This window comes from Microbacterium sp. K2, from assembly GCF_051365005.1.
Classification (GTDB): domain Bacteria; phylum Actinomycetota; class Actinomycetes; order Actinomycetales; family Microbacteriaceae; genus Microbacterium; species Microbacterium foliorum_B.
In genome coordinates, this window is the sequence record NZ_JBLWII010000001.1 from 1490630 (window position 1) to 1510570 (window position 19941).

Consider the following 19941-nt stretch of genomic DNA (forward strand, 5'->3'; position numbering starts at 1 on the left):
ACGGTGATGACTCGACGCTACCCAGTGCGCATACCGATGCAAACACCTCCAGGTTGCATTCCTGTTACGGATGTCCGGCGCCCTGGCCGATCCGGTAGCCTCCAGAACGTGCCCGACACATATCCCCTCGCCGTCTGCGTCGGCGAGGGTCTCGTCTCTTTCGTCCCCGCCACCGCCGCACCCCTCGAAGACGTGCGCACCTTCCATCGCTCCCTCGCCGGGGCAGAGTGGAACACCGCGATCGCACTGGCATCGGCGGGCATCCGCACCGCTGTCGTGTCCCGCGTGGGTGACGACGGCTTCGGGCGGTTCCTCACGTCCGAGCTACGCAGGCACGAGGTCGACGATTCGGCCGTGGACGTCGACGCGGAGGCCCCCACCGGTCTCTACGTCAAGGAGCTGTCACCTCGGCCGGACGGCTCCATCGACGGGACGATGCACTACTACCGCTCGGGTTCGGCGGCCGCGGCGCTGTCGCCTGCGACCCTCGAGTCCCCCGCAGCATCCGCTCTTCTGGCTCAGGCGGCACTGGTGCACACCTCGGGGATCACGCCCGCCCTCTCGGATTCCGCCCGTGCAGCGCAGGATGCCCTGTTCGATGCGCCCCGCGACGGTCGACTGCTGAGCTTCGACGTGAACTGGCGCCCCGCACTCTGGCGCGGACGCGAGGACGAGGGGCGCGCTCTGATCTCGGACTACGTCCGTCGCGCCGACATCGCGTTCTGCACGCGACCCGACGCGGAGTCGGTGTTCGGCACCGCCGAGCCGGATCGGCTGCGCGAGCTGTTCCCCGAGCCGAGGTATCTGATCGCCACGAGCCCCGACGGTGCCGTCGCGTTCGACGGAGCGGAGCGCACCGACAGCAGGTCGCTCGACGTCCCCGTCGTGGAATCCATCGGCGCGGGAGACGCGTTCGCCGCGGGGTTCCTCGCCGGCGTGCTGACCGGGCTCTCCCTCACCGGCAGCCTCGCCCGCGCGCACAGAATCGCCACACGAGCGCTGGTGAGCACCCGCGATCACATCGACTGATCAGCCCCCTGATTCGCACCGCTGACGATCGCACGAGCGCCTCCGCGGCGGCTCCTAGCGTTGGCGACGGGACGCCGCAGCGTCGTGCGTGAGCTGGAGCGGAATGACCACGGGTTCGCCCCGGTGCTGCACGACACGCACGAAGAGGATGTCGACCAGGGCCAGCTGCGCGATGCGGCTCGACATCGCCGCCATGCGGAACGGCGACTCCTGCGCGTAGGTGATCAGCGCGATGTCGGCAGCGAGTGCGAGCGTCGAGTCGGGGGCGCTCGTGATCGCCACGGACAGCGCGCCCGCGTCTCGGGCGATCTCTACGGCGCGGACGACCTCTTGAGTCTCTCCTCCATGGGAGAAGGCGATGACGACGTCGTCCGATGTGCGCAGCGACGCCGTCGTGAGGGCGAGATGCGGATCGGCGGAGTGCGCGACCGAGCAGCCGATGCGCGCGAGCTTCTGCTGAAGGTCCTGGGCGGTCAACGACGAGGCCGCCTGGCCGAACAGATCGACGTGGCGGGCCGCCACGACGGCTCTCGCGACCCGGTCGAGTGCGTCGGCATCGAGCCCGAGCGCCGTCTTCTCGATCGCGTCGATCTCCTGGGCAGCGAGCTTCGCGGCGATCGCCGACGGCTCGTCGTCAGGGTCGATCGCCGTGGTGTCGAGACCGAAACGCGCCCGTTGCGCCTGGGCGAGCGTGACCGTGCGAGCGACCGCGACCCGCAGCTCGCGGTATCCGCTGAAGCCGAGCGACTGCGCGAATCGGGCCACGGTCGACAGAGACGTGTGACAGAGCTGCGCGAGATCGTTGATCGCGAGATCGACCACGAGCGTGGGGTCGCCGAGGATCGTCTCCGCGACCCGTGCTTCTGCAGCACTCAGTCGAGGAACGGATCGGCGCACCAGCGCGAGAACATCGTCGTCCACGGTGTCATCCTGCCTCAGTCGGCCCCACCTGCGCTGCCGCGCCCCTGATCGGCGCGGCGCGAGAGCCCGCCGATCAGTCGATCTCTGGCGGCCTGGGCGCCGACCCTGCTCGCGGACGCGACCTCCACGACGGCAAGCGGCAGAGGCCGCCGGGCTGCGAGTCCGACGTTGACCACGACCGCCTCGGGGTCGCGCACCGCAGCGCGCTCGACCAGCGAGCGCTGCGCGTCGTCGGCGTCAGGGCGATCCAGGAGGATGACGGTCAAGCCCTCGGCCAGAACCGCCTGCTCGAGAGCCGCGTCCTGCTCGTCGATCGACGTGCGCGCGACGTCGACACGCACACGGTGGCCGTCGGCGGCGAGCGTCTCGGCCACATACGCGGAGGCACTGTCGACAGCCAGAGTCGAACGACGGCGGGCGTCGACGACCGCGAGCGCCTCGGCATCCGCTGTCGCACCGGTGATCGCTCGTCGGACGATCTCCGATGCGTCGTAGTCGACGGGAGGCGCGGTGACGGCACGGGACCGGAGAGTCTCGCCGAGTCGGGCGACCCGCTGGGCCGCGGCGGCGAGTCGTTCGCGCGGCAGCGAGCCGTCGCTCACGGCCGCGAGGATCCCGTCGCGGGCGGCGAGGAAGTCTCGTCTGTCCTGATCGGGGAATGTCGCTTCGCCTCGGTTCGTGGGGTTGCCGATGCACAGCAGATCGGCGCCGGCCGCGAGCGCACGTGCGGCGCCCTGGCCGATGCCGACGGTCTCGCGGATGGCCGCCATGTCGAGGGCGTCCGTGATGATGACTCCGTCGAAGCCCCAGTCGCGCAGCATTCCGAGCACCCGCGGATTCAGCGTCGCCGGCTCTTGCCCCCATGCGGGAACCACGATGTGCGCGGTCATGATGGCATCGACTCCCGCGGCGATCGCGGCACGGAACGGCGCGAGGTGCACGCGCTCGAACTCCTCGATGCCGAGCGAGATCTCGGGCAGCGCGTGGTGCGAATCCAGATGCGTGTCGCCGTGTCCGGGGAAGTGCTTGACGCACGCAGCGACCGCACTGCTCTGCAGACCGTCGACCGCCGCCTGCACGTGTCGGGCCACGAGTTCTTCGTCGCTGCCGAAGGACCGGACGCCGATCACGGGGTTCCGCGGATCCGTGTTCACATCGGCGACGGGCCCGAGCACCACGTTGGCTCCGATCGCCGCGACTCGTCGAGCAAGCTCGGCACCGGAGTCCCTCGTCGCCTCGACATCGTCGACGATCCCGAGCTGGGCCGCCCCCGGGAGGGTCGAACCCGCCTCGGACTCGAGGCGCGTGACGTTGCCGCCCTCCTCGTCGATCCCGATCAGGGCGTCGGGATTCGCACGAAGGAGCTCGTCGCTCAGGGCAGACAGGCCATCGCCGACGTTCTGGCTGAAGTACACCACGCCCGCCAGGCCGTCGTGCAGCTCGGCGAGAAGCCAGTCGGGTGCCTCGGTGCCGAGGAAGCCCGGCCAGAGCACCGCATTCGCGAGGCGCGTGAGCTCGTCGGTCATCCCTTCACCGCTCCGGCGACCATTCCGGCCGAGAGGCGACGCTGCACGATCACGAAGAAGATCATGACGGGGATGGTGATGATCGTCGACGCGGCCATGATGCTGCCCCAGTCGTTGGAGTGCAGGCCGAAGAACGACTTCAGACCGATCGACACCGTGTACTGGTCGGTCGCGCTGCCGAGGATCGTCATGGCGAAGATGAACTCGTTCCACGCCGTGATGAAGCTGAAGATGCTCGTGGCCACGAGGCCGGGCATCACGAGCGGCAGCAGGATCGAGCGGAACATCCGCCACCAGCTCGCGCCGTCGATGTACGCGGCCTCTTCGAGCTCGACCGGAACCGCGGCGACGAATCCGCGCAGCATCCAGATTCCGAAGGCGAGCGAGAGCGCGACGTAGACGACCATCAGACCGAGGATGCTGTTGAGCAGCCCCAGACTCTTCACCTGAAGGAACAGCGGGATGACGAGGGCCTCGAGCGGAACCATCTGCACGATGAGGATCATCATGAGGATGGTGGTGCGGAACTTGAAGCGGAAGCGCGCGACGGCGACCGCCGCGAGCAGGCACACGAGCGCACTGACGAGCACCGTGACGAGGGCCACGATCGCGGAGTTGCGCAGATAGGTGCCGAAGCCGCCGTCGGTGAGCACGTACGCGAAGTTGTCGAACGTGAACTCCTGCGGGAGCAGCGACTGCCCACCGCTGGAGGCCTTGCCGTCGAGGGCGCTGGACACCATCCAGTACACGGGGAACAGCGTGAAGATCAGGACGGCGGCGATCGCGATGCCGGTGCCGAGGCGCGACATGGCGGACGGGCGAGGATTCACAGCTCGTCCTCCTTCATGAGGGAGCGGATGTACACGATCGTGATGCCGATCAGCACGAGGGTGAGCAGCACGGCGAGGGCGGCTCCGAAGCCGTAGCGGTTCTGGCCGAAGGATTCGACATACGACCAGACGCCGAGGTTGAGCACCGATCGGTTGCCTCCCCCACCGCCGGGCATCAGATAGACCTGCGCGAAGACCTTGAAGTCCCAGATCGTCGACAGGATGATGACGACCGAGAAGACGGGCTTGAGCGTCGGGAAGATGATCTTCCAGAAGCGCATCCAGGCGTTGGCCCCGTCGAGTGCTGCGGCCTCGAGCATCTCCTTCGAGACGCCGAGGAGACCGGCGAGCACCGTGATCGCCACGAACGGGAAGCCGTGGTGCACGACGTTGAGCAGCACGATCGCGTAGAACGACCACTGGTTGGTGAACCAGTTGACCGGTTCGTCCATCAGGCCGAGGTTCTGCAGGGTGGTGTTGAAGATACCTCGGTCGGCGTCGAAGATGAACGTCCAGACGTAGGTGCCGGTCACGGCGGGCATGGCCCACGCGACCATGATGCAGCTCGAGACGATGGTGCGCCAGACCGTGCCCAGCTTCGCGAGCAGCAGCGCGACCAGCGTGCCGACCGCCACCGTGACGAACACGGCGACGGCTGCGAAGCCGACGGTGTTGGGCAGGACGACGGCCCAGAGTGTCGGGTTGGTGAGCGCCTCGACGTAGTTGTCGACGCCGATCCAGTTGTTCTCGCCGGTGTTGATCTCGCGCAGACCGTAGTCCTGCAGCGAGAAGATGAACACCTGGATGAGCGGCCAGAGCATGAGCACCGCGAGGATGACCAGCCCGGGAGCGAGAAGGAGCCAGGGGCGGGCCGTGAGCAGCGAGAGTCCTCGCCGCCTGGGCTGGCCGCCGGCCACGGAGGCGGAGGTGGACTCCGCCTTCGTGGCCGGCAGTGGCGCTTGCACCATCGACATGAAGGGATACAGCCTTACTTGTTGAGCAGCTCGGTCATCTCGGCTGCGGCATCCTTCGTCGCCGTGGCGACGTCCTTCTGCCCGCCGAGGATCGCCTGGATCATCGAGTTGGTGGTCTTCTTCGCCTGGACGGCTCCGAAGTTCGGGGTGACGGGCACGGATGCGCCGCCCTCGACCATCTGCTGCGCGAACGGAGCGACGAGCGGGTCGGTCGAGGCGAGAGCCTCTTCCATCGCCGACTGGACGCCGGGGAAGTAGCCGGTCTCGTCAGCCCACTGCTCGGCGAACTCGCCGGTGGTCATCAGCTTGACGAACTCCCACGCGAGGTCGGCGTTCTCGGTCGTGTTGAAGACCGACAGGTGCGAGCCGCCGAGCACGGACGGAGCGATTCCGCCGTCCTCACCGGGGATCACGGCTGCGCCGATCTTGCCTTCGAGCTCGGGGTTGGCCTCGATCAGCGCCTTGGGGGTCCACGAGCCCGAGAGCATCATGGCGACGTTCCCCTGAGTGAACGAGTCACGGAGGTCGGTCTCCTTCCACGTCGTGGCACCGGCGGAGGAGAAGCCGTGCTCGGTCGCGAGTCCGGTGTAGAACTCGATGCCGGCCTGCGACTCATCGCTGTCGAGCTCGCTCGTCCAGGTCTCGCCGTCGAGGGTCGCGACCTCGCCGCCCGCACCCCAGACCCAGGGGTACACCTGGAACTCGGCGTCGCCCGCGACGGGGAACGGCAGCATCTCGGGCTTTGCGGCCTTGATCGCCTCACCGGCGGTGACGATGTCGTCCCACGTCTTCGGAGCCTCGAGACCGAGCTCGTCGAAGACATCGGTGCGGTAGACGATCGAGCGGACACCGGCGTACCACGGCATGCCGTACAGCTCTTCGTCGTAGGTGCCCGCGACCGCGAGGCCCTCGACGAGGTCGTCGCGCAGGCCGTCTTCCGCGTCGACATACTCATCGAGCGGCTCGAGCGCACCTGCGTCCGCGAACTCCGCCGTCCAGGTGGTGCCCGTCTCGGCGATGTCGGGCGTCGTGCCGCCCGCGATCGACGTGACGAAGCGGTCGTGAGCATCCGCCCACTGGATCTCTTCGATCTTGACCGTGGCTCCGGTCTCGTCTTCGAAGGCGCTCGACACCTCGTCGTAGAACGCGGTCGCGTCGGGGTTCGTGCCCTTCATGATCCAGACGGTGAGCTCCTGGCCCTCTCCGTCGACGGCTCCGCCGGTGGCTGCTCCGTCACCGGCACAGGCCGCCAGGCCCAGTGTGGCCGCGGCGCCCAGCGCCACGACCGGAAGAATGCGCTTGTGCATCAGGGATCTCCTCTTTGAACGTCCTGGCGGCATCGGGTGCCTACCACTTAGGAAAAAGTATTCATCACTAACTAATTCCCTGCAAGTTATTCTCGGAAACGTCATCCGGCCGTAACATCGGCCTCGGCGAGCAGGCTCGCGGCGCCTCCTGGGCTCTCGCCCGAAGGTCTCAGAGCGCGGTGAGCGCGTAGTCTCGGAGCATGGGCAGGACGCGAGCGAAGGACACCGAGCACCCGCAGGCCCGTCTCGACCACGGAGGCACAGCCCGCATCGTGCCCTCGGAGTTCACCACCGGCTTCGAGCTCATCGTCGACGACACCCCGCAGTCGCACGTCGACCTCGATGACCCCACGCACCTGCACTTCGAGTACATCGTGCGCATGGGCGCCGTGATCGACCAGCTCGCGGAAGGGCCTCTCACCGCAGTGCACCTCGGAGCGGGAGCGCTGACGATCCCCCGCTACATCGAGGCCACACGGCCGGGTTCGCGGCAGCAGGTGATCGAGCTCGAGGCCCCGTTGGCCGCACTCGTGCGCGAGCACCTTCCGCTGCCGAGAGGCGCGTCGATCAGGGTGCGCATCGGTGACGCCCGCGAGGGTGTCCGCCGTCTTCCGCCGGCCATCGTCGGCAATTGCGATCTGGTGGTGTCCGACGTGTACTCGGGTGCCCAGACCCCCGCCCACCTCACCAGCATCGAGTTCTACCGCGAACTCGCCGAGCTTCTCGCACCCGGAGGCGTGCTGCTCGTGAACGTCGCCGACGGCCCCGGCCTCGCCTTCGCGCGGCGTCAGGTCGCGACGATCGCCGAGGTGCTGCCCGAGATCGGCGTCCTCGCCGATACGCAGGTGCTGAAGGGCCGCAGGTTCGGCAACCTCGTGATCGCGGCGTCGGCCGCTCCCCTGCCGAGCGAATGGCTGCCGCGGATCCTGGCCGCCGGACCCCATCCTGCGAAGATCGCCCAGGGCGCCGAGGCGACGGCCTTCGTTCAGGGCGCACGCGTGGTCACGGACGCGGATGCCGTGGCCTCCCCCCGCCCGGATGCCTCGCTGTTCCTTCGCTGAGCGTTCTGATCTCGCGGATCACGATCCGGATGCGACGCCGTGGGGCGTGCCGCCCCGACGACGGCGCTGTCGCGAGGCACACTTGACGGGGGACGCTGAGGAAGGAGAGCAATGAGTTTCATCCAGGGATACGACCAGGAGAGCCTTCGCGAGCTGGTCGACCTCGGTGAATGCGCCGCGCGGCTGGAGGAGATCGAGAGTCAGCGGAGCCTTCCGGCTCTGCTGGAGCGGGTCTGGCTGCTGAAGGTCCTCGACCGTCTCGACGAAGCGCTCCCCCTCGCCGACGAGGCCGTGCGCCAGTCGCGCATGGCAGGTACGCGCAAGGACGTCCTGCGTGCCCGCGTGCTGCACGCGACGATCCTGCAGTACCGCGGTGCGCACGCCGCTGCCGCACAGGAGCTCGCCACGTGCGCCGCCGAGGCGGAAGGGCAGCGCTGGGTCTCGATCGCGGCGTTCGCCCATCACCACCACGGCAAGAACGCCTACGAAGCCGGTGATTACGAGACGGCCCGCGAGAGCTTCAAGCAGTCTCTGTTCCTGCGCCGTGAAGCGGGAGCCCAGGACCAGGAGCTCGAGACGGTGCTGCTCGCGATCGAAGCTGCCGAACGGCGCCGTACGACGCAGCTCGTCGCCGGCTGAGATCGTATTGAGCCGCGATGTCGGCGGTATGGCCTAGCCTGATCGCATGGCGGAACTTGACCGGGTGCGCGTCTGGGGCGAGGCACTGATCACGATGCACCTCGACGACAGCTGGTCGTTCGGCTTCGACCATGCCAAGCGTCGAGCGGGGCAGTGCGACTACACGAAGAAGCGCATCACCGTGTCCCGATATCTGGCGGCTCGGTTCGACGACGACGAGATCCATCAGGTGCTGCTGCACGAGGTGGCGCATGCGCTCGCCGGTCACGAGGCTGCCCATGGCGCGACCTGGAAGCGCGTGGCCCGCGACCTGGGCTATGTCGGTGGAACGACACATCATGGCGAGACGGCGGTCGAACTCGCGCCGTGGGTCGGTCGGTGCCCCGCCGGTCATGTCACCTACCGTCACCGGCGCCCGTCGCGCGCGACGTCGTGCGCGCGATGCTCGCGATCGTACGACGCCCGCTACCTCTTCGACTGGACACGTCGCGAGATCACGGCCGACACGAGGCTCGCCGCCCAGATGTCGCGCTGACAGCCCACCGGCGCGCTGCAAGGTCAAGAACGCACGGCAGGAGACCGATACCGATGCGACATCGACCCCGCACCCGCCCGCAGCGGTCAGCGCGGTTGCGGGCCCGACTCGGGATCGGTCTCAGGAGCCGACTCCGCCTCTGAGTCCTCCTCGTCGAGAGCCGCATCGTCGGTGCTCTCGTCGTCGTCTGCCGCGTCGGCAGATCCCTCGTGTATCGAACTGTTGTCGCTCGGACGTCCCGCGCGCCTGCGCAGGAATGCCGCCACGGCGCGCCAGCCGACGAGGAAGACTCCGAGCACGAGTGTCGTGACGATGATGAACGCGATCTGAGCGGTGTCCCCCGCTGCGACCCGCAGCAGGAGTCCGCCGACGACCGTGACCGCCCAGACGACGGCACCCCAGACCAGCGACCACGGACGACGCGGCCTCGCCGGCAGCAGAGCGGCCGCGACGTGACCCACCAGCAGCGCGACGAGGAAAGGCCAGGCGGTGATCAGGAACCCGCCGGGGCTCTCACCGTGCGAGGCACGGCCGATCACGGCGAAGACGAGCACCAGGACGGCATCGACGATGAAAGCGGGGACGAACCTCATGCCACGACCCTACGTCGCGAGTGCCGAAACCCGCGCCGAGCACACGGCCTGTTGCCGACCGCACTGCGAGTCGACGTCGGCGAGAGGCTCCATCGCGGGGTTCCGGTGATCCCGTCGCCGCGAGCCTGGCCGAAGGGGTCAGTCGAACGCGACGAAGACCCCGTCGCGCAGCACGGGCACGACATCGAGGGCATCGAGTTCGGCGGCGCTCGACGTCGTCGTCGGGACCGCCCCGGATGCCTGCATCCGATCGGTCGCTGCGACCCCGTCTGCGAGCTCGCGTGCCGATCCGCTGGCGCTGACCATGTGGCGCAGCGCCCGTTTCAGCGCTCGGAACCCCTCGGCCGCCACGGCCGCATCCGGCGCAGTGTGGTCGATGCCGAGATCGGTCAACGCGGCGACGATCGCTCCGGCCCCCAGGTGGTCTTCGACCGCGAACCGCACCGCACCGTCGGCGTCGGCTTCGCCCGCCGCGATCACGTTCACCGATGTGCGCGCCTGATTGCGATCCTGCAGCGTCGCGATCGCCCGCGCCACTGCCGAGGCGTTGCGGAGACTTCCGACCAGCACCACGGCCTCACCGGCGCGGGCGGCGACCGCTGCGCCGTTGCGAGACCACGCCCGTGCGTCGTCGAGCGAGACGGCGGATCCGGATGCGACGGTGTCTGCCACTGTCGATGAGAAGCGGAGCACGTCGACGACCACGACGACGTCGGCGGATGCGAGGCGGTCGAGTCCTTCGACGCCCCACTCGAGGCGCACCTGATAAGTGGACTGGTCGAACGGAGACGGCATCCGTCCAGCCTAGAACGACCGGATGCGCCAGAACGCCCCGATGACCGATTGGGTCACGGGGCGTGCTGGACGCACGTCACCGTCAGTCTGCGGCGAGCGCGTCGACCGGAGCCACCCGGGTGGCGAGACGGGTCGGCGTCGCAGCCGCGACCAGGGTCAGCACCGCGGTCGCCGCGACGATGATCACGACCGGCAGCCACGGCACGTGAGGCGCGACGAGCCCTGCGGGCTCGAAGTCGGGCAGGGTCGGCACGGATCCGAGCAGAGACTGCGCCGCGATCCATCCGTACGCGATGCCCAGGATCAACCCGGTCAGCGTCGCGGCCACCGTGATGTGCGCGGCCTCCAGCAGCACCATGCGACGCACCTGCCCGTTGGACAGTCCGATCGAGCGGAGGAGTCCGAGCTCGCGACGGCGCTGCACGACGCCGATGGTCAGCAGGTTGACCAGGCCGACCGCGGCGATCACCGCCGAGACGGCGACGAGCACCATCATCACCGACGCGAAGGCGTCGAACGGTGTGAAGAACTCGGCAGGCGTCTCGCCCTCTACCTGACCGATCAGCATCTGCTTGACCGATTCGAGCGCGACCGCGAACATCGTGACGAGCGTGACCCCCATCACCACGCCGATCGCCATGCGCGACGAGCGCTCCGGATAGCGCAGGGCATTCTCGGCCGCGAGCCGTGCGGTGGCGCTCGATCCGAACATCCGCCCCACCAGACGCAGCACGGGTGGCATGAACAGCACCGAGCCGAGCGCGAGTCCGGTGAATGACAGCAGCCCGCCGAAGAACGCGACGACCACGCCGAGTGGATGCGCGAGACCTACGACGACGCCTGCCGCCAGCAGGACGGTGCCGGCGACGAGCAGCACCCATGCGCCGATGTGACGCCCGGGGCGCGACATCTCGTCGTGGCTGCGCTCGACCGAGCCGCCGATCGCCTGCAGCGGTGTGACGGTGAGCACGCGTCTGGATCCCGCCCAGGCCGCCGCCCAGGTGGTGAGAGCGACGCCGATCACAGGCAGGGCGATGAACGGCTGGGCGAGCGTGAATCCCTGCGGCAGGTTCTCGATCAGTCCGGATCCGATCTGCACTCCGACAGCAGCGATCGCGAGACCCGCGAGCAGGCCCAGCGCCGCGCCGATCACGCCGACCACGAAGCCCTGTCTGCCGACCTCAGCGCGCTGCGACCGTGCGGTCGCGCCGATGAGGCGCATGAGTGCGATCCGACGCGTGCGTCCGGCGATGATCGTCGAGAAGGTGTTGGCGGTGACGATCGCCGCGACGTACATCGCGACGCCCGTGAGGAGCACCGAGAGCAGCCCGACCACGAATGCGAGGGTCTCGCTGTCGCCGATGAACGGGTCTGCCTGCAGCACCGCTCCGAGATACGCCGTGGTCTCGACCAGCACCACCCCGAAGGCCGCCGAGAGCGTCGCGACGAGGATGCTGGCTCCCATCCCTCGGTCGCGCAGCCAGGACAGTCGCGGACCGGTCGCGGACGTCTGCGGGACGACCGTGCGGGTCGGGGAGTCGATGACGGCGCTCATGCCGCGACCTCGGCGGCCAGCATGTATGCCGAGATCTGCTCAGCGCTCTGACGCGGGTGATCGGCGACGATCCGCCCGTCGCCGAGGAACAGCACCCGGTCGGCGTAGCTCGCCGCGATCGCGTCGTGCGTGACCATCGCGATCGACTGCCCGTGCTCGCGGCTCGCGGTCGCGAGCAGCTGCAGCACCTCGCGTCCGGTCTTCGAGTCGAGGTTTCCGGTCGGCTCATCGGCGAAGACCAGGTCGGGTGCCGTGGCGAGCGCACGGGCGATCGCGACGCGCTGCTGCTGGCCGCCCGACAGCTGATGCGGTCGGTGCTGCAGCCGTGAGCCGAGCCCGAGGGTCTCGATCAATCCGTCGATGCGCGCCTTCTCGATCGCGCTCGGTCGGCGTCCGTCGAGCTCGAACGGCAGCATGATGTTTCCGAGGGCGGTGAGCGTCGGCACGAGGTTGAACGCCTGGAAGATGAATCCGACTCGGCGTCGGCGAAGGATCGTCAGGTCGAGATCTCCGAGTTCCGTGATCTCGGTGTCGCCGATCCAGCTCCTCCCCTGCGTCGGGGTGTCGAGGCCGGCCATGATGTGCATGAGCGTGGACTTTCCCGAACCGGACGGACCCATGATGGCGGTGAACTGCCCACGGCGGATGCCGACGCTGACGTCGTCCAGCGCGTGGACGGTGCCCTCGCCGGCGCCGTAGGTCTTCGTGAGGTGCTGGACGCGGGCTGCGAGCCCGAGGTCGGTGGTCGTGATCTCCATGCCTTCGACGCTACGGACGGCGGGTGTGCCACCACGTCGCCCTGACGGCGCATCCGTCTACATCGCAAGGATGATCCCGCGGCGCCCGTTCGGTCAGGTCAGGCGAGCCCGTGCTCGAAGGCGAAGACCACGAGCTGCACTCGGTCGCGCAGGGACAGCTTCGTCAGGATGCGGCTGATGTGGGTCTTCACGGTCGCCTCGCTGAGGTATTCGCGAGCGGCGATCTCGGAGTTCGACAGCCCCCTGGCTGCGAGCGCGAAGATCTCGCGCTCACGGTCGGTCAGCGCGGAGAACTGCACGGGCACCGGTTTCGGCGCCTCGGCGAAGTGCTCGAACAGCTCACGCGTGGCCGAGGCGGCGATCACGCTCGAACCGGAGTGGACGGTGCGGATCGCCGCGAGGAGGAACTCGGGGTCGGCGTCCTTGAGAAGGAACCCGCTGGCCCCCTGACGGATGGCGCGAGCGGCCGCCTCGTCGAGGTCGAAGGTGGTCAGCATCACGATGCGGGGAGGGTCGGGCTGAGCGAGGATCTCGGCGGTCGCGGCCAAGCCGTCCATGACCGGCATCCTGATGTCCATCAGCACCACATCCGGCCGGGTCGCGCGCACGATGGAGACGCCCTCTCGGCCGTCGCCCGCTTCGCCGACCACGTCGAGGTCGGGTTGCGAGGCGAGCAGCATGCGGACCCCGGCGCGGAACAGCGCCTGATCATCGACGAGGACGACCCTGATCATGCGACTTCTCCGATCGGGAGCGACGCGGCGACGACGAACTGTGCGCCCTGACGCTCCGCCTGAAGGCTACCGCCCACGAGCTGCGCGCGTTCGCGCATGCCGATCACTCCGTGGCCGGCGCCGATCTGCGGCTGCTCGCGGCCCACGGTGTTGCGCACCTGGATGTCGACGCGATCAGGAAGCCAGGCGAGGTGCACATCGACCGCCCCGTCGCCGTGTCGGATGGCATTGGTGAGCGCCTCCTGCAGGATCCGGTACACCGCGAGCTGGATCGCCCCCGGCGGTTCCCCCGGTGGCATCGGATCGACGGTGATGCGGGGCTCGACGCCTGCCTGACGAACCTGCGCGAACAGCGCTTCGAGGTCTGCGAGCGTCGGCTGGGGGCCGTCGCCCTGTCGGTGGCGCAGCTGGGTGAGCAGCAGGCGCACGTCGCTCAGGGCACTGCGAGCGGTCTGGGCGATGGTGCCCAGCGCCTCGGTGGCCATCTCGGGCTTAGCGGCGGCCGCATACCTGGCGCCGTCGGCCTGCGCGATCACCACTGCCAGGGAATGAGCGACGATGTCGTGCATGTCGCGGGCGATTCGCACGCGCTCCTGCTCCTCAGCCGCGAGCGACTCCGCCTCGAGCTGCGCGGATCGTGTGCGACGAGCGCGGAGGATGACGCGCCACAGCAGGCCGCAGACCCACGCGAAGCCGAGAGCGAGCACAGAGACGACGAGAAGCAGAGTGCCGGTGGTCAGCTGATCCCAGCCGCTGGTTCCGGAGGTCACACCGGTCACGACCACCAGGTAGACCGCCGACACGAAAGCCCCGAACAGCGCCGAGCCGAATCCCCACCACAGAACGACCCGCGACCCCCAGGCGGCAGTCGCATAGAGCACGAGGAGGATGGCGACGTCGATGGGAAGCGGCCCGAATCCGGAGAGCATCTGCACGATCGCCCCCGCCCAGGCCGCGGCGAGCGCGAGCCCGGGAGCGAGCCTGCCGATCGCGACGCCGCCGAACATCAGGATGCCCGCGATCACGACCGCCGCGACCGCAGCACCGTCGACTCCCTGGCCGATCGTCCCCGGACCGTAGAAGACGACCGAGAAAGGCGTGAGGATGACGAAGAGCAGCGCCGCCCCGACGATGTCGAGCACGAGCGCCGTACGGGAGAGCGGGCGGATCACTCCCCCACGCTACGCGGCTCGGCATCCGCCCCGCATCCGCCTGCAGATGTATCCGCGGCGCGTGTCAGGCGCGGGCGATGATCTCGCCGTGCGGCACGAGGTACCACCCGTCGCCGTCGTCGGCCCAGCGCTTCCACGCGTCGCTGATCGCCTGGAGGTCGTTCGGCGTCGCCATGTCGCTGTCGACCAGCTGCCGGGCGAGCGCGGACTCGAGGATGCGGTCTGCCCACATGCCACCCCACCAGGCGCGATCCTCGGGAGTCGCGTAGGTCCAGTTGGAGGTCGTCGCGGTCACGTCGTCGAACCCGGCCGCGCGTGCCCAGGCGAGCAGACGTCGCCCGGCGTCGGGCTCTCCGCCGTTGGCTCGTGCCGCTCGCCGGTAGAGGTCGAGCCATCGGTCGAGCTCGGGCAGCATGGGAAACCAGATGAAGCCCGCGTAGTCGGCGTCGCGTGCCGCCACCACTCCCCCCGGCACCGTCACACGGCGCATCTCGCGAAGCGCCTGCACGGGATCACCGACGTGCTGCAGCACCTGGTGTGCGTGCACGACATCGAAGGTGTCGTCGGCGAAGCTCAGCGCATGCACGTCTTCAACCGCGAAGTCGAGGTTGTGCAGCCCCTTGCTCGACGCGAGATCGCGCGAGAGTGAGAGCGCGTGCTCGTCGATCTCGGTCGCCGTCACGTGAGCGACGATCGCTGCGAAGTCGACCGTGATGCTGCCGGGCCCCGCTCCGACGTCGAGAAGCCTGGTGGTCTCGGCCAGGTGCGGGCGGAGGTACTCGGCGGAGTTGGAGATGTCGCGGCTGCTGTGCGAGCGGAGGACGGTCTCGTGATGTCCGTGCGTGTAGGTGGCCATGACTCAGTCTGGCAAGAAACCTCTTGCAGAACGGAATCGACCGTCAGTGCAGCTCAGTGCAGCTCGAGGACGGCCCGCCGGATCGTCTCGCGATCCGGCTTGCCGGAGGCCAGCACGGCGAGCTCGTCGACCATGATCAGCCGCACGGGGCGCGCATGCTTGCCGAGCTCGTCGGCGACCATCTCCCGCGCGTGCGCGAGCTGCTCGGCCTCGCTGCGCCGCAGCGCCTCGCCCCGGGGCGCGACGATGACCGAGGCCTCGCCCCATCGTTCGTCCGGCACGCCGACGACCACGGCGCCCGTGAGTCCTGGTACGCCGCGAACCACACGCTCGACGCGGTCGAGAGAGATGTTGATGCCGCCCGAGACGATCACGTTGTCGGCACGACCGTGCACCCGCACCACGCCGTCGTCGAAGAGCCCGAGATCGCCCGTGTGGTACCAGCGGATGCCGTGTTCGTCACGCGAGAAGTTCTTCGCCGTCAGCTCCCCGTCACCGAGGTAGCCGTCGGCGAGCATCGGCCCGGCGATGCGCAGCTCGCCGTCCACAGTGCGCACGGCGACCGTGTCTAGGGGCACGCCGTCGTACACGCATCCTCCGCTGGTCTCGGTGGAACCGTAGGTGCGGACGAGCCGGACGCCGAGATCGGCGGCACGCTCCCGCAGAGGCACCGGCAGCGCCTGCCCCCCGACCAGGATCGCGCGGTACGCCCGCAGCGCGGCGCGGACGGGCGCGTCTTCCGCGGCATCGAGCAGCGTCGACAGCTGTGCGGGGACGAGGGATGTGTACAGCTCGGGGATCGAGAGGGAGGCTCCGGACGACGGCCGGAGCATGGACAGCGTCGCATCGGCGAAGGACTCCGGTGAGAAGCGACCGCTCAACGCGACCGGGTGCGTGCCGGCGATCAGAGACCTCACGATCACCTGGAGCCCCGCCACGTATCCGGCCGGGAGGGCGAGCAGCCAGCGTCCGCCGCCGACCCTTGCCGCCGTGGCTTCGACACTCGCGCGCAGCGCCTCGCCGCTCAGAGCGACGCGTTTGGGAACACCGCTCGAGCCGGAGGTGGCGATCACCACGGCTGTGCCGTCCGGCACCCACGTCGGTGCATCGCCGAGCATCCCGAACCCGAGCGCGGGCCCGCCGTCGAGCGCCCGCGCCAGGGCGTCGCGCAGTTCGGCCGGATCCTCGGCATCCGTCGGCGTCAGCGCGACCATGTGGAACTCGATCCGCTCAGTAGTGCCAGGGGAACGACGACCAGTCGGCGTCGCGCTTCTCGAGGAACGAGTCTCGACCCTCGACCGCTTCATCGGTGCCGTAGGCGAGACGCGTGGCCTCGCCCGCGAACACCTGCTGCCCGACGAGCCCGTCGTCGACCGCGTTGAACGCGAACTTCAGCATGCGGATCGCCGTGGGCGACTTGGTGAGCACGGTGCGCGCCATCTTCAACGCTTCGCGCTCGAGCTCGGCGTGGGGAACGACCCGGTTCACGGCCCCCGCCTCGTAGGCACGCTGGGCCGAGTACTCCTCCGCGAGGAAGAACACCTCGCGCGCGAACTTCTGACCGGTCTGCCTCGCCATGTACGCCGAACCGTAGCCGGCGTCGAAGCTGCCGACGTCGGCATCGGTCTGCTTGAACCGCGCCTCCTCGGCCGAGGCGATCGTGAGGTCGCAGACCACGTGCAGCGAATGCCCGCCACCGGCCGCCCACCCGGGGACGACGGCGATGACGACCTTGGGCATGAAGCGGATGAGGCGCTGGACCTCGAGGATGTGCAGGCGACCGGCCCGCGCGGGGTCGTGCACGGTCTTCTCGTCGTCGGAGTACTTGTAGCCGTCGCGGCCGCGGATGCGCTGGTCGCCGCCCGAGCAGAATGCCCAGCCCCCGTCCTTCGGACTCGGCCCGTTGCCTGTGAGCAGTACAGCACCGATGCGAGGGTTCTGCCGTGCGTCGTCGAGCGCGCGATAGAGCTCATCGACCGTGTGCGGACGGAAGGCATTGCGCACCTCTGGGCGGTTGAACGCGATGCGGGCGACTCCACCGTCGGTGCTGACGTGGGCGGTGATGTCGGTGTAGTCCTCGGCACCGGGCGCGAGCACCCATTCGTCCGGGTCGAACAGGTCTGAGACGAATGCGCTGGTCACAGCATCCAGCCTATTCCCGCGGGGGTTGCAGCCGCAGACGGCGTCGCCCCGAAGAGGCGACGCCGTCTGGGATCTGCGGTCAGCCGCGGCGAGCGCGAGCGGTCTTGATCCATCCGTCGATGATGTCCCACAGGGGGAAGGCGACGAGAGCGAAGCCGGTGATCACGGTCAGGATGCGCATCGTCTCATCGGTCACACCGTTGTCGGTGAAGACGTAGCTGAGGAACTCCGGATTGAGCAGTTCTCCCTTCACCAGCAGCGTCAGCGACCAGGCCGCGAACACCACCGCGAGCGCCGTGTTGACAACCGCGGTGCCGATCGTCCAGCGACGCTGGGCGTAGACGGCCACGGCCAACAACGCCTCTGCGACGAAGAGCGCGAGGAGGAACGTGATGCCCCACGGCCACAGCGCCGGGTTCAGCAGGGCGATCGGAGCGCCCTCGGTCGGGAAGAAGCCGACGAACGCGTCCCAGAACACCGCCCCCGCGCCGAGCACGAGGAAGACGATCGAGGCGATGGCGTCGGCGCGACCGGCACCGTTCTGCGTGGGTTCGGGCAGCTGGTCGACGCTCCACTTCACTCCGGTGTCGGCGCCGGTGCGCTCGAGGACGAAGAACACGAGCGTCACCCAGAACCCGACGTGGACGATGGAACCGAGAGCCGCCACCACGGCCGCCCCGATGATCTCGCCCGTCGGGGCGCCGTCGATGAGTTGTCCGAGCATGACACCGCCGAACGCACAGATCGGAACGATGATCAGCAGCAGCTTCAGCAGCCGCCACCAGACGAGGTAGTACTTGGGGCCGATCAGGTGCAGCGGGCGGTCGGCATAGCCCGCGGCGAGGATGCCGGGGTCGCCGAGTTCGGTGAGGACGGAGCGTTCGGCGTCTGCCTGCGCCTCGCCCTGGTCGAGCCTCGCGTCGATCGCATCCGCGATCGACGCTTCGAGCTCTGCGCGAACGTCGTCCTGCACCTCGGGCCTGAGGCTGCGGATCGTGGCGCTGATATAGCGCTCCGTGAGTGTCGCTGTCGTTGTCATGTCAGATCTCCTCAGCTGTGAGGGTCGCGATCGCCGCGGTCAGCGATCGCCATTCTTCGGTCAGGGTGTCGGCGAGCCGAATGCCGGCTTCCGAGGTGCGGTAGAACTTGCGGGGCCGCGCCTCGTCGGTGTTCCACTCGCTCGTGAGGTACTCCTGCTTCTCGAGCCTGCGAAGCAGCGGGTACAGCGTGTTCGCGTCGGTGGCGAAGCCGCGGCGCTCGAGGTCTTCGAGCAGTCCGTAGCCGTACCCCGCAGTGCGCAGCAGCTGCAGGCAGGCCAGCACCACGGTGCCGCGGCGCAGTTCCTGCAGATGCGTGTCGAGGGTCTCGTTCATCTCGATCACATTACTGTGTATCACACACCATTGTCAATCACACATCTGTGTGACGGGTCATGCACCACGCATGCGACCCCTCGGCACCTCCCCATCGAGCAACTACCGTGGGGGCATGACGATCGAGATCTCCCGCATAGATCCGTTCGACGACGCCGAGGTGCGCGCCTGGTGGGAGTGCTACGCCACCGCCGAACGAGCGGACCGCGGCACGGATGCCGTCGTCTGGTCTCGGGCGGAGAGCCGCAGCGAGCTGCAGCAGCAATCGGCCGTCGTCGACCGGCGCGCCTATCTGCTTCGCGACGGCGCGGACGTCGTCGGATCCGCGAGCCTCGGACTGCCGCTCAAGGACAACACGCACGTCGCACACCTCGCGATCAGCGTGCCGCCACGCCACAGACGACGGGGCATCGGTACGGAGGCACTCGCCTTCCTCGAGCGCGAAGCCGTGGCATCCGACCGCACGACGGCGCAGGGTTCGGCGTCGTGGCCCTTCGAGCTCGGTGCGGAGGGAGCGGGGTCCCCCGGCCGCGAGTTCGCCAGGCGACACGGATACAGCCTCGCTCTCGGCGACGTGCAGAGCAGACTGCCCCTGCCTGTGGACCCCGGACTGCTCGACCAGATAGAGAGCGACATCGCAGCTGCGATCGCGCAGTACGAGATCCGGAGCTGGGTCGGCCGCATCCCCGACGACGTCGTCGAGCGCTGGACGATCCTCGACGCGACGCTCGAGACCGAGGCGCCGACCGGCGAGCTCGACATCGAACCGCAGAAGCCCGACGTCGACAGCATCCGGGAGAACGAGGAATTGCTCGACCTGCAGGGCCGCATCTCGTTCGGGACGATCGCACTCGCGCCGGACGGCGACGCCGCCGCCTATTCACAGCTCGTCGTGTCGACCGACGACGGCAACGCGTATCAGTGGGGAACGCTCGTGCGTACGGCCGATCGTGGCCACCGGCTCGGCATCGCGGTCAAGGTCGCCAACCTGCGGATGCTGCACCGTGAGACGCCTCAGGCACGTGCCATCTACACCTACAACGCGGAATCGAATGCGCACATGCTCGCCGTGAACACACTGCTCGGCTTCCGCCCGAGCGAACGACTGGGCGAACTGCAGAAGCGTCTGATCTGAGGAGAC

Annotated in this window: 21 protein-coding genes; 5 read left to right on the plus strand and 16 right to left on the minus strand. The window is 68.7% G+C overall.

Going from position 1 to position 19941, the window contains the following annotated elements; translation table 11 throughout:
- The first annotated feature begins 108 nt into the window (after positions 1-108).
- Positions 109-1029, plus strand: coding sequence for a sugar kinase (locus ACLKOY_RS07350; protein WP_436453050.1), 921 nt, complete (start codon positions 109-111; stop codon positions 1027-1029).
- Positions 1030-1083: 54 nt separating this feature from the next.
- On the opposite strand, the gene ACLKOY_RS07355 is transcribed toward ACLKOY_RS07350, so the two are convergent.
- The 5 genes from ACLKOY_RS07355 to ACLKOY_RS07375 are packed head-to-tail and all read right to left on the minus strand — an operon-like array spanning position 1084 to position 6587.
- A complete protein-coding gene (locus ACLKOY_RS07355; RefSeq protein WP_363571918.1) occupies positions 1084-1950 on the minus strand; it encodes a MurR/RpiR family transcriptional regulator in 867 nt (288 codons plus the stop codon).
- 14 nt (positions 1951-1964) lie between these two features.
- Complete coding sequence (locus ACLKOY_RS07360; RefSeq protein ID WP_436453051.1) at positions 1965-3476, minus strand: glycoside hydrolase family 3 protein; 1512 nt, start codon at positions 3474-3476, stop codon at positions 1965-1967.
- Positions 3473-4306 carry a carbohydrate ABC transporter permease gene (locus ACLKOY_RS07365; protein WP_140036316.1) on the minus strand — a complete coding sequence of 278 codons (834 nt, stop codon included), beginning with the start codon at positions 4304-4306 and terminating at the stop codon, positions 3473-3475. Before ACLKOY_RS07365 ends, ACLKOY_RS07360 begins: the two co-directional genes overlap by 4 nt.
- Positions 4303-5280 carry a carbohydrate ABC transporter permease gene (locus ACLKOY_RS07370; RefSeq protein ID WP_140036315.1) on the minus strand — a complete coding sequence of 326 codons (978 nt, stop codon included), beginning with the start codon at positions 5278-5280 and terminating at the stop codon, positions 4303-4305. The genes ACLKOY_RS07365 and ACLKOY_RS07370 overlap by 4 nt, the downstream gene beginning before the upstream one ends.
- A gap of 14 nt (positions 5281-5294) precedes the next feature.
- Positions 5295-6587 (minus strand): sugar ABC transporter substrate-binding protein, encoded by a 1293-nt coding sequence (locus tag ACLKOY_RS07375; protein ID WP_436453052.1) that lies wholly within the window; start codon positions 6585-6587, stop codon positions 5295-5297.
- 200 nt (positions 6588-6787) lie between these two features.
- Between ACLKOY_RS07375 and ACLKOY_RS07380 the strand changes: the two genes are divergently transcribed.
- The 3 genes from ACLKOY_RS07380 (at position 6788) to ACLKOY_RS07390 (ending at position 8822) form a co-directional block, all read left to right on the plus strand.
- Entirely contained in the window at positions 6788-7648 is an 861-nt protein-coding gene (locus ACLKOY_RS07380; RefSeq protein ID WP_436453053.1) for a spermidine synthase, read from the plus strand.
- A gap of 111 nt (positions 7649-7759) precedes the next feature.
- Positions 7760-8287, plus strand: coding sequence for a hypothetical protein (locus ACLKOY_RS07385; RefSeq protein WP_290159804.1), 528 nt, complete (start codon positions 7760-7762; stop codon positions 8285-8287).
- A 46-nt stretch (positions 8288-8333) separates the two neighbouring features.
- Positions 8334-8822, plus strand: a complete 489-nt coding sequence (locus ACLKOY_RS07390; RefSeq protein WP_436453054.1) for a SprT-like domain-containing protein — start codon at positions 8334-8336, stop codon at positions 8820-8822.
- A gap of 86 nt (positions 8823-8908) precedes the next feature.
- Here the strand turns inward: ACLKOY_RS07390 and ACLKOY_RS07395 are convergent, their stop codons facing one another.
- From ACLKOY_RS07395 to ACLKOY_RS07445, 11 genes are all read right to left on the minus strand, one after another.
- The gene (locus ACLKOY_RS07395; protein WP_436453055.1) at positions 8909-9415 is read right to left on the minus strand and encodes a DUF3054 domain-containing protein; all 507 of its coding nucleotides are present in this window, start codon (positions 9413-9415) and stop codon (positions 8909-8911) included.
- A gap of 138 nt (positions 9416-9553) precedes the next feature.
- Positions 9554-10210, minus strand: coding sequence for a 2-phosphosulfolactate phosphatase (locus tag ACLKOY_RS07400; protein WP_363571932.1), 657 nt, complete (start codon positions 10208-10210; stop codon positions 9554-9556).
- A gap of 82 nt (positions 10211-10292) precedes the next feature.
- Positions 10293-11765: an FtsX-like permease family protein gene (locus ACLKOY_RS07405; RefSeq protein WP_436453056.1), complete on the minus strand. Its 1473-nt coding sequence runs from the start codon at positions 11763-11765 to the stop codon at positions 10293-10295.
- Positions 11762-12523 carry an ABC transporter ATP-binding protein gene (locus ACLKOY_RS07410; RefSeq protein WP_140036307.1) on the minus strand — a complete coding sequence of 254 codons (762 nt, stop codon included), beginning with the start codon at positions 12521-12523 and terminating at the stop codon, positions 11762-11764. The genes ACLKOY_RS07405 and ACLKOY_RS07410 overlap by 4 nt, the downstream gene beginning before the upstream one ends.
- 98 nt (positions 12524-12621) lie before the next feature.
- Entirely contained in the window at positions 12622-13257 is a 636-nt protein-coding gene (locus ACLKOY_RS07415; protein WP_436453057.1) for a response regulator, read from the minus strand.
- On the minus strand, positions 13254-14429 hold the full coding sequence (locus tag ACLKOY_RS07420; protein ID WP_436453058.1) for a sensor histidine kinase: 1176 nt from the start codon (positions 14427-14429) through the stop codon (positions 13254-13256). Before ACLKOY_RS07420 ends, ACLKOY_RS07415 begins: the two co-directional genes overlap by 4 nt.
- Positions 14430-14493: 64 nt before the next feature.
- Positions 14494-15285, minus strand: a complete 792-nt coding sequence (locus tag ACLKOY_RS07425) for a class I SAM-dependent methyltransferase (protein WP_436453059.1) — start codon at positions 15283-15285, stop codon at positions 14494-14496.
- Between the two features lie 53 nt (positions 15286-15338).
- Positions 15339-16499: an AMP-binding protein gene (locus ACLKOY_RS07430; protein WP_436453060.1), complete on the minus strand. Its 1161-nt coding sequence runs from the start codon at positions 16497-16499 to the stop codon at positions 15339-15341.
- Positions 16500-16515: 16 nt separating this feature from the next.
- Positions 16516-17427 (minus strand): 1,4-dihydroxy-2-naphthoyl-CoA synthase, encoded by a 912-nt coding sequence (locus tag ACLKOY_RS07435; RefSeq protein WP_140036302.1) that lies wholly within the window; start codon positions 17425-17427, stop codon positions 16516-16518.
- A 79-nt stretch (positions 17428-17506) separates the two neighbouring features.
- Entirely contained in the window at positions 17507-18466 is a 960-nt protein-coding gene (locus tag ACLKOY_RS07440) for a permease prefix domain 1-containing protein (RefSeq protein WP_436453061.1), read from the minus strand.
- A 1-nt stretch (position 18467) separates the two neighbouring features.
- Positions 18468-18800, minus strand: coding sequence for a PadR family transcriptional regulator (locus ACLKOY_RS07445; RefSeq protein ID WP_436453062.1), 333 nt, complete (start codon positions 18798-18800; stop codon positions 18468-18470).
- A gap of 115 nt (positions 18801-18915) precedes the next feature.
- On the opposite strand from ACLKOY_RS07445, the gene ACLKOY_RS07450 reads away from it, so the two are divergent.
- Entirely contained in the window at positions 18916-19935 is a 1020-nt protein-coding gene (locus tag ACLKOY_RS07450) for a GNAT family N-acetyltransferase (protein WP_436453063.1), read from the plus strand.
- Positions 19936-19941 lie beyond the last annotated feature (6 nt).

What these genes read in the sequence shown, in the direction of transcription:
- ACLKOY_RS07360 (WP_436453051.1), bottom strand. Translation starts at nt 3,476, where the DNA reads ATGACCGACGAGCTCACGCGCCTCGCGAATGCGGTGCTCTGGCCGGGC.
- ACLKOY_RS07370 (WP_140036315.1), bottom strand. Translation starts at nt 5,280, where the DNA reads ATGTCGATGGTGCAAGCGCCACTGCCGGCCACGAAGGCGGAGTCCACC.
- ACLKOY_RS07375 (WP_436453052.1), bottom strand. Translation starts at nt 6,587, where the DNA reads ATGCACAAGCGCATTCTTCCGGTCGTGGCGCTGGGCGCCGCGGCCACA.
- ACLKOY_RS07380 (WP_436453053.1), top strand. Translation starts at nt 6,788, where the DNA reads ATGGGCAGGACGCGAGCGAAGGACACCGAGCACCCGCAGGCCCGTCTC.
- ACLKOY_RS07385 (WP_290159804.1), top strand. Translation starts at nt 7,760, where the DNA reads ATGAGTTTCATCCAGGGATACGACCAGGAGAGCCTTCGCGAGCTGGTC.
- ACLKOY_RS07390 (WP_436453054.1), top strand. Translation starts at nt 8,334, where the DNA reads ATGGCGGAACTTGACCGGGTGCGCGTCTGGGGCGAGGCACTGATCACG.
- ACLKOY_RS07395 (WP_436453055.1), bottom strand. Translation starts at nt 9,415, where the DNA reads ATGAGGTTCGTCCCCGCTTTCATCGTCGATGCCGTCCTGGTGCTCGTC.
- ACLKOY_RS07400 (WP_363571932.1), bottom strand. Translation starts at nt 10,210, where the DNA reads ATGCCGTCTCCGTTCGACCAGTCCACTTATCAGGTGCGCCTCGAGTGG.
- ACLKOY_RS07405 (WP_436453056.1), bottom strand. Translation starts at nt 11,765, where the DNA reads ATGAGCGCCGTCATCGACTCCCCGACCCGCACGGTCGTCCCGCAGACG.
- ACLKOY_RS07410 (WP_140036307.1), bottom strand. Translation starts at nt 12,523, where the DNA reads ATGGAGATCACGACCACCGACCTCGGGCTCGCAGCCCGCGTCCAGCAC.
- ACLKOY_RS07415 (WP_436453057.1), bottom strand. Translation starts at nt 13,257, where the DNA reads ATGATCAGGGTCGTCCTCGTCGATGATCAGGCGCTGTTCCGCGCCGGG.
- ACLKOY_RS07425 (WP_436453059.1), bottom strand. Translation starts at nt 15,285, where the DNA reads ATGGCCACCTACACGCACGGACATCACGAGACCGTCCTCCGCTCGCAC.
- ACLKOY_RS07430 (WP_436453060.1), bottom strand. Translation starts at nt 16,499, where the DNA reads ATGGTCGCGCTGACGCCGACGGATGCCGAGGATCCGGCCGAACTGCGC.
- ACLKOY_RS07440 (WP_436453061.1), bottom strand. Translation starts at nt 18,466, where the DNA reads ATGACAACGACAGCGACACTCACGGAGCGCTATATCAGCGCCACGATC.
- ACLKOY_RS07445 (WP_436453062.1), bottom strand. Translation starts at nt 18,800, where the DNA reads ATGAACGAGACCCTCGACACGCATCTGCAGGAACTGCGCCGCGGCACC.
- ACLKOY_RS07450 (WP_436453063.1), top strand. Translation starts at nt 18,916, where the DNA reads ATGACGATCGAGATCTCCCGCATAGATCCGTTCGACGACGCCGAGGTG.